Genomic DNA, 14,571 nt, shown 5'->3' with positions numbered 1-14,571 from the left:
CAGGAGCTACCGGTATCCCCTACCCCGACCCCTGATACCCCCACCCGCACCGCGCGCCCCGCGCCTCCCGCTCCGGCCCCTACCCCCACGGTCGTACCCCCTGAGAGCCACACCCCGAGTACTACCCCCACCCCCGACGACCCCCACGACATCTGCATACCGGCCATCGGCCTCTGCGTGGACACACCGTTCATCGAACCGAACCCCTGAGGCCCCTGAGCCCCCTCCTCAGCGCTCCTCGTCCTCCCCGCCCCGCCTGCTCAGCAGCCACGGTTCCACCACGCCCAGACCCCGCACCGGCCGCTGCCACATCGGTTGCAGCGCGAACCGGTACGCCGGGGGCTCCTCCCCCTCCTTCTCCGCCGTCGCCGCCTCCTCCGCCGCTTGCGCCTCCGAGGCGGGCGCGTCGCCGCTGCGGATCAGGTCCTCCGCGAACGCCGAGTCCACGAGGACCGCGTCCCGGGGGGCTATGGAGGTGAGGCGGGAGGCGAGGTTCACGGTCGTACCGAAGACGTCGCCCATCCGGGTGGTGACCGTGCCGAAAGCCATGCCGACGCGGAGTTCCGGCATCGTCTCGTCGTTCGCCATCGTCTCGATGAGGCGCAGGCCGATCTCCGCGGCCGTACCGGCGTCGTCCGCCGCGTACAGGACCTCGTCGCCCAGCGTCTTGATCAGCCGGCCGCCGTGCGCGGCGACCAGGTCGGCCGCCGTCGTCTCGAACGCCTCGACCAGTTCGCCGAGTTCCTCCTCCTCCATGCGGCGGGTCAGCCGCGTGAACCCGACGAGGTCGGCGAAGCCGACGGCGAGACGCCGGTCCACCATCTCCTCGTCGTCCGCCGTCTGCACGACGCGGCCCGCCGACGCGGCGAGCTGGCGGCGCCAGACGTACACGAGGAACTCCTCCAGCTCGGGGAGGAGCAGCTCGACGATCGGGTACGTGACCTCGGTGCGGGTCATGCCCGGTTCCGGGGGCTCGGTGAGGCCCTCCAGGAACGAGTCGATCTGCCATTCCGCCAGGCGGGCGGTCGTCTGGCCCGTCGAACGGGCCACCTGTACGGCCATCGCCTCGCTCAGCAGGCCCGCTTCCACGAGGCCCGCGAGGCGGCGCAGGGCCAGGACGTCCGCCTCCGTCAGGGCCTTCGCCTGGCCGATGTCCGCGAAGCCCATCGCCCGCCAGAACCTCGACGCCAGTTCCATCGACACGCCCGCGCTGCGGGCCGCCTGGAACGGGGTGTAACGGCGCTCCGCACCCAGGATCAGGCCCTCCAGGCGCAGCGCGAGGGGGTCCTCGCCGGGGTCGGCGGCGTCCTCGCCCACGTCGGAGCCGGTGTCGTCGACGGTCACGCCTGCTGCCTTTCCGGTCTGCCACGGTCAGGTATCGACCGGGGTCAACTTTACGGCAGATGTGCGGTAGCTCACGCTGGGAAGGGGAACCGGGGGATCTGGTGAACGCCGGTTTGCTGGTTGCCGGTGCTGGTGTGGGCGTCTACCTAGGGGGCGCTGCCCCCTAGACCCCCGCCGCAATGGGTCCGCTGTCGGCCTCAGGTCCGCTGTGGCTGGTCGCGCAGTTCCCCGCGCCCCTAAAGGACATGCACCCCACGCCAGCCTCAAAAGGTCCCCTTCTCTACGCCGGCCTCAAATGCACGATGTCCCCTGCCCCTACCGGCTCCCTCACCCCCTCCTCTGTCGCCAGTACCAGCCTGCCGTCCCCGTCCACCGCCACCGCCTCCCCCACTACCGACCTCTCCCCCGGCAGCTCCGCCCTCACCGTCCTCCCCAGCGTTGCGCAGCCCGCCGCGTACGTTTCCTGGAGGCCGCTCGTCAGAGGGTCGCCCTCTGCGTCGCGCCACTTTCCGTACCACTCCTCCAACGCGCGGAGTACGGCCCTCAGCAGGGGGTCCCTGTCCGTGCTTACCGAGCCTGCCAAGGCCAGGGAGCCCGCCTGGGGTACGGGGAGTTCGTCAGACCTGAGGGTTACGTTGATGCCTACGCCGATGATCACCGCGTCCTTGCCCGCGCGCTCCGCGAGGATGCCTCCCGCCTTGCGTTCCTCGCCCCCGACCTTTACCAGGAGGTCGTTCGGCCATTTCAGGGACGTGTCCACTCCTGCCGACCTCGCCAGCCCTGTCGCCACCGCCACGCCGGTCAGGAGAGGGAGCCAGCCCCAGCGGTGGACCGGTACCTGAGAGGGACGCAGGAGGACCGAGAAGAAGAGGCCCGAGCGCGGGGGTGCCGTCCAGCGGCGGTCCAGGCGGCCCCTCGCCTCGGTCTGTTCCTCGGCGATGAGGACCGTGCCCTCGGGAGTCTCGTCGGCCGCGGACGCCAGGTCCGTGTTCGTGGAGCCCGTCTGCCGGACCACCCGGACCTCCCGCCACAGCCCACCCTCGTGGATCAGTCCCCGGCGGAGCGCTGTCGCGTTCAGCGGGGGGCGTTCGAGGTCGGACCAGGGGCTCGGGTCTGCGGCGTCGCGGGGTGTCATACCACCCACCCTAGGTGTGGCCAACGCCGCACTGCTGTCCCGTAGGCGCACCACTACTCTACGAACGAGTAACCGTCCCCTCTCTTGAGCAGGCAGGGAGCCGCATCCCGATGTCCGAGCCGGAAACGCGCCATGAGATCGACATCCACACGACCGCGGGGAAGCTCGCGGATCTCCAGCGCCGCGTAGAGGAGGCGACGCACGCCGGGTCGGGGCGGGCCGTCGAGAAACAGCACGCGAAGGGCAAGCTGACGGCCCGTGAGAGGATCGAACTCCTGCTGGACGAGGGCTCGTTCGTCGAGCTGGACGAGTTCGCCCGGCACCGCTCCACCAACTTCGGCCTGGACCAGAACCGGCCGTACGGCGACGGGGTCGTCACCGGGTACGGCACGGTCGACGGCCGTCCGGTCGCCGTGTTCTCGCAGGACTTCACCGTGTTCGGCGGCGCGCTCGGCGAGACGTACGGCCAGAAGATCGTGAAGGTCATGGACTTCGCGCTGAAGACGGGCTGCCCGGTGATCGGGATCAACGACTCGGGCGGCGCGCGCATCCAGGAGGGGGTCGCCTCGCTGGGGGCGTACGGCGAGATCTTCCGGCGTAATACCCATGCCTCCGGGGTCATCCCGCAGATCAGCCTGGTCGTCGGCCCGTGCGCGGGTGGAGCGGTCTACTCGCCCGCGATCACCGACTTCACGGTGATGGTCGACCAGACCTCGCACATGTTCATCACGGGCCCGGACGTCATCAAGACGGTGACCGGCGAGGACGTCGGCTTCGAGGAGCTGGGCGGCGCGCGCACGCACAACTCCGTGTCCGGCGTGGCCCATCACATGGCCGGGGACGAGAAGGACGCGGTCGAGTACGTCAAGCAGCTGCTGTCGTACCTGCCGTCCAACAACCTCTCCGAGGCGCCGGTCTTCCCCGAGGAGGCCGATCTCGCCGTCACCGACGAGGACTTGGAGCTGGACACCCTCGTCCCGGACTCCGCGAACCAGCCGTACGACATGCACACCGTCGTCGAACACGTCCTGGACGACGCGGAGTTCTTCGAGACGCAGCCGCTGTACGCGCCGAACATCCTCACCGGGTTCGGGCGGGTGGAGGGCCAGCCGGTCGGGATCGTCGCCAACCAGCCGATGCAGTACGCCGGTTGCCTGGACATCAAGGCGAGCGAGAAGGCGGCCCGGTTCGTACGGACCTGCGACGCGTTCAACATCCCGGTGCTCACGTTCGTCGACGTCCCCGGCTTCCTCCCCGGCGTCGACCAGGAGCACGACGGCATCATCCGCCGGGGCGCGAAGCTGATCTACGCCTACGCGGAGGCCACGGTCCCCCTCATCACCGTCATCACCCGCAAGGCGTACGGCGGCGCGTACGACGTGATGGGGTCCAAGCACCTCGGCGCCGACCTCAACCTCGCCTGGCCGACCGCGCAGATCGCCGTCATGGGCGCGCAGGGCGCTGTCAACATCCTGCACCGGCGGACGATCGCCGAAGCGGAGGCGAACGGGGAGGACGTCGAGGCGGTGCGGGCTCGCCTCATCCAGGAGTACGAGGACACCCTCCTCAACCCGTACATCGCCGCCGAGCGCGGGTACGTCGACGCGGTGGTCAGGCCGTCGGACACGCGGCGGCACGTCGTACGGGGGCTGCGGCAGCTGAGGACGAAGCGGGAGTCGCTCCCCCCGAAGAAGCACGGCAACATCCCTCTGTAGAGCCAGCCGACCAGGAGCCGCGATGAACATCAAGGTCGTCCGGGGGAACCCGACCCCGGAGGAGTTGGCCGCCGCACTCGCGGTGGTGAGAGCGAGGGCGTCGGTAGCTCCTGAGACCGACGCCCCGAAGGCGAAGGACGCGTGGTCCGACCCGGCGAGAATCGCCGCGCGGGGCGTGCCCCGGGCGGGTGCCACGGCGTGGGCGCGGACGTACTGGCCGAAGTGACCAGACGGGTATGACCCGGTAAGCGGAAGACTTGAGTACTAGTACTCAGGTCTTCGCCACCTTTCCGTCGCATCCTGGACACCATGCTGTGGTCCGACCCTGAGAACGAACCTCCCAAGGAACTCCGCGACATGCAGGTGATGTTGCGGAGACTGGGCGTTCTCATGGCGGTGGCCATGGTGCTGGCGATGTTCGTCATCGGCCTGAGATGAGGCGCTGAGACGAGGCGCTGAACCGGCGCGGATACGCTGAACGCCATGACCACCGCACCTCGCCGCCTCATCCTCGCCTCCCAGTCCCCGGCCCGCCTCAAGCTGCTGCGGGACGCCGGTTTCGCGCCCGAGAAGATCGTGAGCGGCGTCGACGAGGACGCGGTCACCGCCCCCACCCCCGCCGAACTGGCGCGGGCCCTCGCGGAGGCCAAGGCGTCCGTGGTCGCCGCCCGCCCGGAGGCCAAGGGCGCGGTGGTGATCGGCTGCGACTCGGTCCTCGACCTCGACGGCCAGGCGCTCGGCAAGCCCGCCGACGCCGAGGAGGCCACCGCCCGCTGGAAGTCGATGCGGGGCCGCGCGGGCACCCTCCAGACCGGCCACTGCGTGTACGCCGACGGCCGCTGGACGTCCGCCGTCGCCTCCACGGTCGTCCGCTTCGGCGAACCGACGGACGACGAGATCGCGGCGTACGTCGCGACGGGCGAACCCCTTTACGTCGCCGGGGCGTTCACGCTCGACGGCCGCTCGGCGCCGTTCATCGACGGCATCGACGGCGACCACGGCAACGTAATCGGCCTCAGCCTGCCGCTCGTTCGCCGGTTGCTAGGCGAACTCGGCATCGGGATCACGGAGTTGTGGGCACCGACGGAGGCGTGAGCGGCCCCGGCCCGCTGCCGCGCGGGCTGCCTTCCGACTTCGGCGCGACATCCTCGTACCCGTCGTGCGTCATCAGCAGCAGCACGATCAGGGCCATGACCACGACCATCCCGGCGAAGGCCGTGGCGCCCACCAGGCCCCAGGCGACGGCGGCCAGCAGGCCGTGGACGACGGCCGCGCTGATCAGCAGGACGCGGCCGAGGCCCGCCGGGCGGTGGCCGCGCAGCGCGACCAGGAGTGCGACGAGCGCGCAGAAGGCGAAGTAGGCGGCGAAGACGAAGCCGGAGATCTTCGAGGAGTTCGCCATCACGTCCGGGTCGAGGCCCGCGAGGGACATGTGCTGGCGGCCGACGAGCGTCCCGAGGATCCAGTTCAGGAGCGCGACGCCGAACGCCTCCACGAGGAGGACGACCGCGACCACCCATGCCACCGGCCTGCGGACCATCGTCACCACCTGCTTTCGACCCGTGCTGGAGCGATTCTGTGCCCACCCGAAGTACGTTCGAGTCACAGGGAACGCTACTGACTGGTAAAGCTCAGGACAATGGTTCGCGTCGGCGCAAAGATCCGGAGCGTCGTTCGTAGGGACCCGACAAAGAAACGGAGTGGGCCGCAGCACCCCTTCACAGAGACCTTGACCACATCGGAGGGCTAGGGTTTTCCGAGGAGTCCTGCGTACAGCCGTACGACAAGGGATTTCGCGGGTCGAGCGAGCCTGGTGTCACGCTCCGTGTGGGCAAGCTCACCTTTGGGGACGGGTCGATGCGCCGTGTCGGCAGTCCCTAAACTCGGCTTGTTTCCAGGAAGGAGCCTCAATCGTGCGCAAGGTGCTCATCGCCAACCGTGGCGAAATCGCAGTCCGCGTGGCTCGCGCGTGCCGGGATGCCGGTATCGCCAGTGTGGCCGTCTATGCCGACCCGGACCGGGACGCGCTGCATGTCCGCGCCGCGGATGAGGCGTTCGCCCTGGGCGGTGACACCCCGGCGAGCAGCTACCTCGACATCGAGAAGGTCCTGAACGCGGCCCGGGAGTCCGGCGCGGACGCCATCCACCCCGGGTACGGATTCCTGTCCGAGAACGCCGACTTCGCCCAGGCGGTGCTCGACGCGGGCCTGGTCTGGATCGGCCCGCCGCCGCAGGCCATCCGCGACCTCGGTGACAAGGTCGCCGCCCGGCACATCGCCCAGCGCGCGGGCGCGCCGCTCGTCGCCGGTACGCCCGACCCCGTGTCCGGCGCCGACGAGGTCGTCGCGTTCGCCGAGGCGCACGGGCTGCCGATCGCGATCAAGGCCGCGTTCGGCGGTGGCGGGCGCGGGCTGAAGGTCGCGCGGACTTTGGAGGAAGTGCCGGAGCTGTACGAGTCCGCCGTGCGCGAGGCCGTCGCCGCCTTCGGGCGCGGTGAGTGCTTCGTGGAGCGGTACCTCGACAAGCCCCGGCACGTCGAGACGCAGTGCCTCGCGGACTCGCACGGCAACGTCGTCGTCGTCTCCACGCGTGACTGCTCGCTCCAGCGGCGCCACCAGAAGCTCGTCGAGGAGGCGCCCGCGCCGTTCCTGACGGAGGCTCAGGTCGCCGAGCTGTACTCGTCGTCCAAGGCCATTTTGAAGGAAGCCGGCTATGTCGGCGCCGGTACCGTCGAGTTCCTCGTCGGGGTCGACGGGACCATCTCCTTCCTTGAGGTCAACACCCGTCTCCAGGTGGAGCATCCGGTCACCGAGGAGGTCGCCGGCATCGACCTCGTCCGCGAGATGTTCCGTATCGCCGACGGCGAGGCGCTCGGGTACGGCGATCCCGAACTCCGGGGCCATTCCTTCGAGTTCCGCATCAACGGGGAGGACCCCGGGCGTGGGTTCCTGCCCGCGCCGGGCACGGTGACGGCGTTCGCGCCGCCGTCGGGTCCCGGGGTGCGGCTGGACGCGGGCGTCGAGTCCGGGTCGGTCATCGGGCCCGCGTGGGACTCGCTGCTGGCCAAGCTCATCGTTACGGGGGCCACGCGCGAACAGGCGTTGCAGCGGGCCGCCCGGGCGCTGGAGGAGTTCCAGGTCGAGGGGATGGCGACCGCGATTCCCTTCCACCGTGCGGTGGTTCGCGATCCGGCGTTCGCGCCCGAACTCACGGGCTCCAGCGAGCCGTTCACCGTCCACACGCGGTGGATCGAGACGGAGTTCGTCAACGAGATCCCCGCGTTCTCGGCGCCGGCCGATGCGGAGGCCGAGGACGACGCCGACCGCGAGACGATCGTCGTCGAGGTGGGCGGCAAGCGTCTCGAGGTCTCCCTCCCCGTCTCCCTCGGCATGTCCCTGGCGCGCACGGGCCTCGCGGCCGGCGCCAAGCCGAAGCGCCGGGCGGCGAAGAAGTCGGGCCCGGTGGCCTCGGGCGACACCCTCGCGTCCCCGATGCAGGGCACCATCGTCAAGGTCGCGGTCGAGGAGGGCCAGGAGGTCAAGGAAGGTGACCTCGTGGTCGTCCTGGAGGCGATGAAGATGGAACAGCCGCTGAACGCGCACAAGGCGGGCGTGATCAAGGGGTTGTCGGCGGAGGTGGGGGCGTCGTTGACGTCGGGCGCGGCGATCTGCGAGATCAAGGACTAGGCCGGGCTCGGTAGCGGAGGGGTGGACTCGGATCGTACGAGTCTGCCTGTCCGCTGTGGCTGGTCGCGCAGTTCCCCGCGCCCCTAACGGCGTTGGACCTGCCCGGCGTTGAAAGCCACGACGTTCTGGGTGGAGGCTGCGCCAGCAGACTCCACCCAGAACCCGCGGCCGAACTACAGCCGCAACCACGTCTTTTAGGGGCGCGGGGAACTGCGCGACCAGCCACATACGACCGTCAGTCGCACACGAGCCTCAACCCGCCCCTACCTACTGCGCCGGAGATCAGCCACCCGCGCCCTCTCACTCTGCACCTGCTCCCCCATCGCCGCCGCCCTCAACCCCCCGGCGGAGCCGGGCAGTTGCCCCCTCCGAGGCGTGGGCAGCGCAACATCCCGACGTTGCGGAGGATGCTGCCGAGCAGGAACCGCCTCACCGCCGGAGGCCCCCGCACCGGCGACAGCGATCTGCACCCCCTGATCAGCCAGCGCCTGCAACTCGGTTGCCGCACGGTCGTCATGGGCCGGAGGATCATCGGTGACAAGCCGCGTGATGACATCGGTAGGCACCGTCTGGAACATCGTGTCGGTCCCCAACTTGGTGTGGTCCGCAAGGACTACAACCTCAGCGGCGGCCTGCACAAGCGCACGATCGACGGACGCGGACAGCATGTTGGACGTGGACAGCCCCCGTTCGGCAGTGAGCCCGCTCCCGGACAGGAACGCCCGGGAAACACGCAGCCCTTGAAGGGACTGCTCGGCACCACTCCCGACGAGCGCGTAGTTGGACCCCCGCAGGGTCCCACCGGTCATGACGACCTCCACCCGATTCGCATGGGCCAACGCCTGGGCGACAAGAAGGGAGTTGGTGACCACGGTCAGCCCGGGGACCCGCGCGAGCCGGCGGGCCAGCTCCTGCGTGGTCGTACCGGCCCCGACGACGATGGCCTCGCCCTCCTGGACGAATCCCGCCGCGAGATCGGCGATGGCCGTCTTCTCGGCGGTCGCGAGATGGGACTTTTGCGGAAAGCCGGATTCTCGCGTGAATCCACCCGGCAGTACCGCACCGCCATGCCGGCGGTCGAGGAGTCCTTCTGCCTCCAGCGCGCGCACGTCCCGCCGTACGGTCACTTCGGAGGTCTGGACGACGCGGGCGAGCTCACGGAGCGACACGGCCCCGTTCGCTCGCACCATTTCGAGGATCAATTGGCGACGTTCAGCAGCGAACACGAAACTGACAGTAACGCGGGCGACCGTCTGTTTTCAGGTGTTTGCGTCGAATAAACGAAGTTGTTCGCACAGGAGTGGGTGAAGTGGTATAGGGGCTCGGCTACCCGCCCCACGCCGTCACCAACCCTGGCAACTCCCCGTGACCGACGGGGAGTTGCTTTCGGCCGTCAGCTCTCGCCCGCCGCCTTCCTCGTGTGCAACTGCCGTGCCACCTCGGCGATCGAGCCCGACAGGGACGGGTACACGGTGAACGCGTTCGCGATCTGTTCGACCGTCAGATTGTTGTCGACGGCGATCGAGATGGGGTGGATCAGTTCCGAAGCGCGCGGCGCGACGACCACGCCGCCGACGACGATCCCCGTACCGGGACGGCAGAAGATCTTGACGAAGCCGTCGCGGATGCCCTGCATCTTCGCGCGGGGGTTGCGCAGCAGCGGCAGCTTGACGACGCGCGCGTCGATCTTGCCGCCGTCGACGTCGGCCTGGCTGTAGCCGACGGTCGCGATCTCGGGGTCGGTGAAGACGTTCGAGGAGACCGTCTTGAGGTTGAGGGGGGCCACCGCGTCGCCGAGGAAGTGGTACATGGCGATACGTCCCTGCATCGCGGCGACCGAGGCGAGCGCGAAGATGCCGGTGACGTCGCCGGCGGCGTATACCCCCGGAGCTGTAGTGCGGGACACCTTGTCGGTCCAGATGTGCCCGGACTCGCGGACCTTGACGCCAGCCTCCTCCAGGCCGAGCCCGGCGCTGTTGGGGATCGCGCCGACGGCCATCAGGCAGTGGCTGCCGGTGATGACACGGCCGTCCGCGAGGGTCACCTCGACGCGGTCGCCGACCCGCTTCGCGGACTCGGCGCGGGAGCGGGCCATGACGTTCATGCCGCGGCGCCGGAAGACCTCTTCCAGTACGGCGGCGGCGTCCGGGTCCTCCCCGGGTAGTACCCGGTCGCGGGACGAGACGAGGGTGACCTTCGAGCCGAGCGCCTGGTACGCCCCGGCGAACTCCGCGCCGGTGACACCGGAGCCGACGACGATCAACTCGTCGGGCAGCTCGGTCAGGTCGTAGACCTGCGTCCAGTTGAGGATCCGCTCGCCGTCGGGCTGCGCATCAGGTAGCTCCCGGGGGTGAGCACCCGTCGCGATGAGTACGGCGTCGGCGGTGAGCGTCTGCTCGTTGCCGTCCGGGGTCGCGACGACGACCTTGCGGGAGCCGTCGAGCGACTGCATGCCCTCCAGGCGGGCCCGGCCGCGCATCACCTTGGCGCCGGCGCGCGTCACCGAGGCCGTGATGTCGTGCGACTGGGCGAGCGCGAGGCGCTTCACCCGCCGGTTGACCTTGCCGAGGTCCACGCCGACGACCCTGGCCGCCTGCTCCAGGGGTGGCGTGTCGTCGGCGACGATGATGCCCAGCTCCTCGTACGAGGAGTCGAAGGTCGTCATCACCTCCGCCGTGGCGATGAGCGTCTTGGACGGCACGCAGTCGGTAAGCACCGACGCACCGCCCAGACCGTCGCAGTCCACGACGGTCACCTCCGCCCCGAGCTGGGCAGCGACCAACGCCGCCTCGTACCCGCCGGGCCCGCCACCAATGATCACGATCCGAGTCACATACCCCATTGTCCCGTACGCCACGGGGGAGGCGGGATTCGGGGGGCCGAGCGGGCGACGGGGCAGGTATCACCGGCGGTACTGATACCGGGGAGCTACGGGTACGACGACTGCGCACCGGACCCCCGGCGTCACTGCCGTACCCTCTCCCCCATGTCGCTCTACGCCGCGTACGCCGGCAACCTCGACGCGCGGCTGATGACCCGCCGCGCTCCCCACTCCCCGCTGCGTGCGACGGGCTGGCTGAACGGCTGGCGGCTCACCTTCGGCGGCGAGCAGATGGGCTGGGAGGGCGCGCTGGCGACGATCGTCGAGGAGCCTGGCTCTCAGGTATTCGTCGGCCTGTACGACATCGCCCCCATGGACGAGGAGTCCCTCGACCGCTGGGAGGGCACCGGCCTCGGGATCTACCGCCGTACACGTATGCGCGTCCACACCCTGGAGGGCGAAGAGGGCGCGTGGACATACGTTCTCAACGGGTACGAGGGGGGTCTCCCCTCCGCCCGCTACCTCGGCGAGATCGCGGACGCGGCGGAGTCGGCGGGGGCGCCGCACGACTATGTGATGGAGCTGCGGAAGCGGCCTTGTTGAGATCTCCTTGATCGCGGCCGACCGGAATTGGTCGGAAACGACAAGACAACGATCGTCGAGCCGTAAGGTCTGTCATCTACGCGCGTAGGCATGGACCGGCTACGCTCATCCGCGTGAACGCATCTCTTCTGCCGGACGACATCCCGGACGACATTCAGGGCAACCCCTACACCGCCGCCGACAGCGCCGCCGCGCGACTGCGTGAGCTAACGGGTGCCGAGACGCATGACGTCGCCCTCGTGATGGGCTCCGGCTGGGCACCGGCCGTCGACGCGCTCGGCGCGCCCGACGCGGAGTTCCCGGTCACGGCGCTCCCCGGCTTCCCGCCGCCCGCCGTCGAGGGCCACGGCGGCAAGATCCGCTCGTACAAGATCGGAGAGAAGCGCGCGCTGGTCTTCCTGGGCCGCACGCACTACTACGAGGGCCGGGGGGTCGCCTCCGTCGCGCACGGAGTCCGCACCGCGGTCGCCGCCGGCTGCAAGACGATCGTCCTGACGAACGGCTGCGGCGGCCTGCGCGAGGGCATGCGTCCCGGCCAGCCGGTCCTCATCAGCGACCACATCAACCTGACGGCGGCGTCCCCGATCGTCGGCGCGAACTTCGTCGACCTCACGGACCTCTACTCCCCGCGCCTGCGCGCCCTCTGCAAGGAGGTCGACGAAACGCTGGAGGAGGGCGTCTACGCCCAATTCACGGGCCCCCACTACGAGACCCCCGCGGAAATCCGCATGGCCCGCGTAATCGGCGCGGACCTGGTAGGCATGTCCACGGCCCTCGAAGCGATCGCGGCCCGCGAGGCGGGCGCGGAAATCCTGGGCATCTCCCTGGTAACAAACCTCGCGGCAGGCATGACGGGCGAGCCCCTGAACCACGAGGAGGTCCTCCAGGCGGGCCGGGACAGCGCGGCGAGGATGGGCGAACTGCTGACGCGGGTGCTGGGCCGGCTGTAGTACCGGACGGGGGCTTGGGGTGCCGGACGCGGAACAACGGGTCCGGCACTTGAGCCCGAAACGGCGGCAGGAAGGTGACCGGACGAAACAACGGTCCCGGCACCCTCAGCCCACCGAACCCCCAAGCCCAGGCCCCGGCCACTTGAGGCCGAGGCCCTTCCAGGGCCGCCCCCAGCCCGTCCGACGCTTGAGGACGGGGCCCAGCTTGCCCACCCGCTCGACAACCTCAGCCCGTCCGACGCCCTCAGCTAGTCCGGCGCTTGAGGACGAAGCCTTTCGGGGCTGCCCCACACCCACCCCGCCCCATCTCTTTTCAGCCCGTCCGGCGCTTGAGGACAAGGCCCTTCCGGAGCCGACTACCACCCACCACCCCTTTCAGCCCGTCCGGCGTTTGAGGACGAGGCCCCTTCAGGGCCGATCACCACCCACCCACAGAATGCTTCCCCCACCTCCCCCACCCACCCGGGGCCCATGGGGCGGAGCCCCCTGAAGCGGGGTCGAAGGGGCAGCAGCCCCTGGAGGATGGGACGGGTAGGGGCGGCGGGGGCGAGAAAACTCCGAGCCGTACCACCCACGACGTACAACGAAAGGCTGACCCGCAGTGCACGACGACCTCATGACCCGGGCCAGAACCTGGCTCGCGGAGGACCCCGACCCCGAAACCCGAGACGAACTGGCGAAACTGATCGAGGCCGGCGACATCACAGAACTCGCCGCCCGTTTCACCGGCACCCTCCAGTTCGGCACAGCCGGCCTGAGAGGCGAACTCGGCGCAGGCCCCATGCGCATGAACCGCACGGTCGTCATCAGAGCAGCAGCAGGCCTGGCGTCATACCTGAGGACCAAGGGCGAACCGAACGCCCTGGTAGTCATCGGCTACGACGCCCGCCACAAGTCGGAGGACTTCGCGAGGGACACGGCCGCGGTGATGACAGGCGCAGGCCTACGCGCAGCACTCCTCCCCCGCCCCCTCCCGACCCCCGTACTGGCGTACGCCATAAGGCACTTGGGCGCAGCAGCAGGCGTAGAGGTAACGGCGAGCCACAACCCCCCGAGGGACAACGGCTACAAGGTGTACCTGGGCGACGGCTCCCAGATCGTCCCCCCGTCGGACAGCGAGATCGCGGCGGAGATCGAAGCGATCGAGTCCCTGAACAACGTCCCCCGCCCGGAGGGTGGCTGGGAAACCCTGGACGAAACAGTACTGGAGGCGTACCTCGCACGTACGGACAAGGTGCTGTCCCCCACGTCCGCAAGAACGGCCCGCACGGTCTACACCCCGCTGCACGGCGTAGGCAGGGACGTACTCCTCGCAGCCTTCGACCGAGCAGGCTTCCCCACCCCCGTCCTGGTCCCCGAACAGGCGGACCCGGACCCGGACTTCCCGACGGTAGCGTTCCCGAACCCGGAGGAACCGGGCGCGATGGACCTGGCGTTCGCGAAGGCGAGGGAGACGACCCCGGACCTGATCATCGCGAACGACCCGGACGCGGACCGCTGCGCGGCGGCGGTAAGGGACGGCGACGACTGGCGCATGCTGAGGGGCGACGAGGTGGGCGCACTCCTGGCATCCCACCTGGTCAAGAGGGGTGCGCAGGGAACGTTCGCGGAGTCGATCGTGTCCTCCTCCTTGCTGGGCCGCATCGCGGAGAAGGCAAACCTCCCGTACGAGGAGACCCTGACGGGCTTCAAGTGGATCGCGAGGGTGGAGGGCCTGCGGTACGGCTACGAGGAGGCCCTCGGCTACTGCGTGGACCCGGAGGGCGTCCGAGACAAGGACGGCATCACGGCGGCCCTCCTGATCACGGAACTGGCGTCGGAGCTGAAGGAGCAGGGCCGTACGCTCCTGGACCTCCTGGACGACCTCGCGGTGGAGCACGGCCTGCACGCGACGGACCAACTCTCGGTCCGTGTCGAGGACTTGAGCCTGATCGCGGACGCGATGACCCGCCTGCGGGAACACCCCCCGACGAGCCTGGCGGGCCTGCCGGTCACGAAGGCGGAGGACCTCACGCAGGGCACGGACAAGCTCCCGCCCACGGACGGCCTGCGCTACACCCTGGACGGCGCCCGGGTCATCGTCCGCCCGAGCGGCACGGAACCGAAGCTCAAGTGCTACCTGGAGGTAGTGATCCCGGTCGAGGACCACTCGGCGCTCCCGGCGGCCAAGGAGAAGGCAGCGCACCTCCTCACGGAGATCAAGCGGGACTTCTCGACGGCGGCAGGCATCTAATACCTGAGATGTACACGGGGACTACGGGGTTCAGACCCGCACCGGACGACTGAACCCCGTACCCCGCCCCTCGCGCAACCATCT

Annotated in this window: 13 protein-coding genes; 8 read left to right on the top strand and 5 right to left on the bottom strand. The window is 69.6% G+C overall.

The window, feature by feature from the left end:
• Positions 1-228: 228 nt before the first annotated feature.
• Positions 229-1,344, bottom strand: a complete 1,116-nt coding sequence (locus J8M50_RS30175) for an adenylate/guanylate cyclase domain-containing protein (protein WP_010354574.1) — start codon at positions 1,342-1,344, stop codon at positions 229-231.
• A 280-nt stretch (positions 1,345-1,624) separates the two neighbouring features.
• Positions 1,625-2,479, bottom strand: a complete 855-nt coding sequence (locus tag J8M50_RS30170; RefSeq protein WP_010354573.1) for a biotin--[acetyl-CoA-carboxylase] ligase — start codon at positions 2,477-2,479, stop codon at positions 1,625-1,627.
• 110 nt (positions 2,480-2,589) lie between these two features.
• Here J8M50_RS30170 and J8M50_RS30165 point away from each other — a divergent pair, with 110 nt between their 5' ends.
• The 4 genes from J8M50_RS30165 (at position 2,590) to J8M50_RS30155 (ending at position 5,289) form a co-directional block, all read left to right on the top strand.
• Positions 2,590-4,194, top strand: a complete 1,605-nt coding sequence (locus J8M50_RS30165; protein WP_010354572.1) for an acyl-CoA carboxylase subunit beta — start codon at positions 2,590-2,592, stop codon at positions 4,192-4,194.
• A gap of 22 nt (positions 4,195-4,216) precedes the next feature.
• Entirely contained in the window at positions 4,217-4,420 is a 204-nt protein-coding gene (locus J8M50_RS30160) for an acyl-CoA carboxylase epsilon subunit (protein WP_010354571.1), read from the top strand.
• An 83-nt stretch (positions 4,421-4,503) separates the two neighbouring features.
• Positions 4,504-4,632 (top strand): morphogenic membrane protein MmpB, encoded by a 129-nt coding sequence (gene mmpB / locus J8M50_RS49335; protein WP_010354570.1) that lies wholly within the window; start codon positions 4,504-4,506, stop codon positions 4,630-4,632.
• Between the two features lie 45 nt (positions 4,633-4,677).
• Positions 4,678-5,289, top strand: a complete 612-nt coding sequence (locus J8M50_RS30155) for a Maf family protein (RefSeq protein ID WP_010354569.1) — start codon at positions 4,678-4,680, stop codon at positions 5,287-5,289.
• Here the strand turns inward: J8M50_RS30155 and J8M50_RS30150 are convergent.
• Complete coding sequence (locus J8M50_RS30150; protein ID WP_029183968.1) at positions 5,258-5,734, bottom strand: hypothetical protein; 477 nt, start codon at positions 5,732-5,734, stop codon at positions 5,258-5,260. The two genes, J8M50_RS30155 and J8M50_RS30150, sit on opposite strands and share 32 nt — an antisense overlap.
• Before the next feature lie 373 nt (positions 5,735-6,107).
• Between J8M50_RS30150 and J8M50_RS30145 the strand changes: the two genes are divergently transcribed.
• A complete protein-coding gene (locus tag J8M50_RS30145; RefSeq protein ID WP_010354566.1) occupies positions 6,108-7,880 on the top strand; it encodes an acetyl/propionyl/methylcrotonyl-CoA carboxylase subunit alpha in 1,773 nt (590 codons plus the stop codon).
• 263 nt (positions 7,881-8,143) lie between these two features.
• On the opposite strand, the gene J8M50_RS30140 is transcribed toward J8M50_RS30145, so the two are convergent.
• Complete coding sequence (locus tag J8M50_RS30140) at positions 8,144-9,106, bottom strand: DeoR/GlpR family DNA-binding transcription regulator (protein WP_075692893.1); 963 nt, start codon at positions 9,104-9,106, stop codon at positions 8,144-8,146.
• Positions 9,107-9,273: 167 nt separating this feature from the next.
• Entirely contained in the window at positions 9,274-10,737 is a 1,464-nt protein-coding gene (locus J8M50_RS30135) for an NAD(P)H-quinone dehydrogenase (RefSeq protein ID WP_223786350.1), read from the bottom strand.
• A gap of 129 nt (positions 10,738-10,866) precedes the next feature.
• Between J8M50_RS30135 and J8M50_RS30130 the strand changes: the two genes are divergently transcribed.
• The 3 genes from J8M50_RS30130 (at position 10,867) to J8M50_RS30120 (ending at position 14,487) form a co-directional block, all read left to right on the top strand.
• The gene (locus J8M50_RS30130; RefSeq protein WP_010354562.1) at positions 10,867-11,304 is read left to right on the top strand and encodes a gamma-glutamylcyclotransferase family protein; all 438 of its coding nucleotides are present in this window, start codon (positions 10,867-10,869) and stop codon (positions 11,302-11,304) included.
• Positions 11,305-11,417: 113 nt separating this feature from the next.
• Positions 11,418-12,254, top strand: coding sequence for a purine-nucleoside phosphorylase (locus tag J8M50_RS30125; RefSeq protein ID WP_010354561.1), 837 nt, complete (start codon positions 11,418-11,420; stop codon positions 12,252-12,254).
• 601 nt (positions 12,255-12,855) lie between these two features.
• Positions 12,856-14,487, top strand: coding sequence for a phospho-sugar mutase (locus J8M50_RS30120; protein WP_010354560.1), 1,632 nt, complete (start codon positions 12,856-12,858; stop codon positions 14,485-14,487).
• The last annotated feature ends 84 nt before the right edge of the window (positions 14,488-14,571 follow it).

It is taken from the genome of Streptomyces acidiscabies (genome assembly GCF_020010905.1).
Classification (GTDB): Bacteria; Actinomycetota; Actinomycetes; order Streptomycetales; family Streptomycetaceae; genus Streptomyces; species Streptomyces acidiscabies.
This window is presented reverse-complemented; position numbering and strand designations above follow the sequence as displayed.

Excerpts from the sequence above, each read along its gene's own strand:
- J8M50_RS30150 (WP_029183968.1), bottom strand. The coding sequence starts at position 5,734 with ATGGTCCGCAGGCCGGTGGCATGGGTGGTCGCGGTCGTCCTCCTCGTG.
- mmpB (WP_010354570.1), top strand. The coding sequence starts at position 4,504 with ATGCTGTGGTCCGACCCTGAGAACGAACCTCCCAAGGAACTCCGCGAC.
- J8M50_RS30170 (WP_010354573.1), bottom strand. The coding sequence starts at position 2,479 with ATGACACCCCGCGACGCCGCAGACCCGAGCCCCTGGTCCGACCTCGAA.
- J8M50_RS30130 (WP_010354562.1), top strand. The coding sequence starts at position 10,867 with ATGTCGCTCTACGCCGCGTACGCCGGCAACCTCGACGCGCGGCTGATG.
- J8M50_RS30155 (WP_010354569.1), top strand. The coding sequence starts at position 4,678 with ATGACCACCGCACCTCGCCGCCTCATCCTCGCCTCCCAGTCCCCGGCC.
- J8M50_RS30160 (WP_010354571.1), top strand. The coding sequence starts at position 4,217 with ATGAACATCAAGGTCGTCCGGGGGAACCCGACCCCGGAGGAGTTGGCC.
- J8M50_RS30165 (WP_010354572.1), top strand. The coding sequence starts at position 2,590 with ATGTCCGAGCCGGAAACGCGCCATGAGATCGACATCCACACGACCGCG.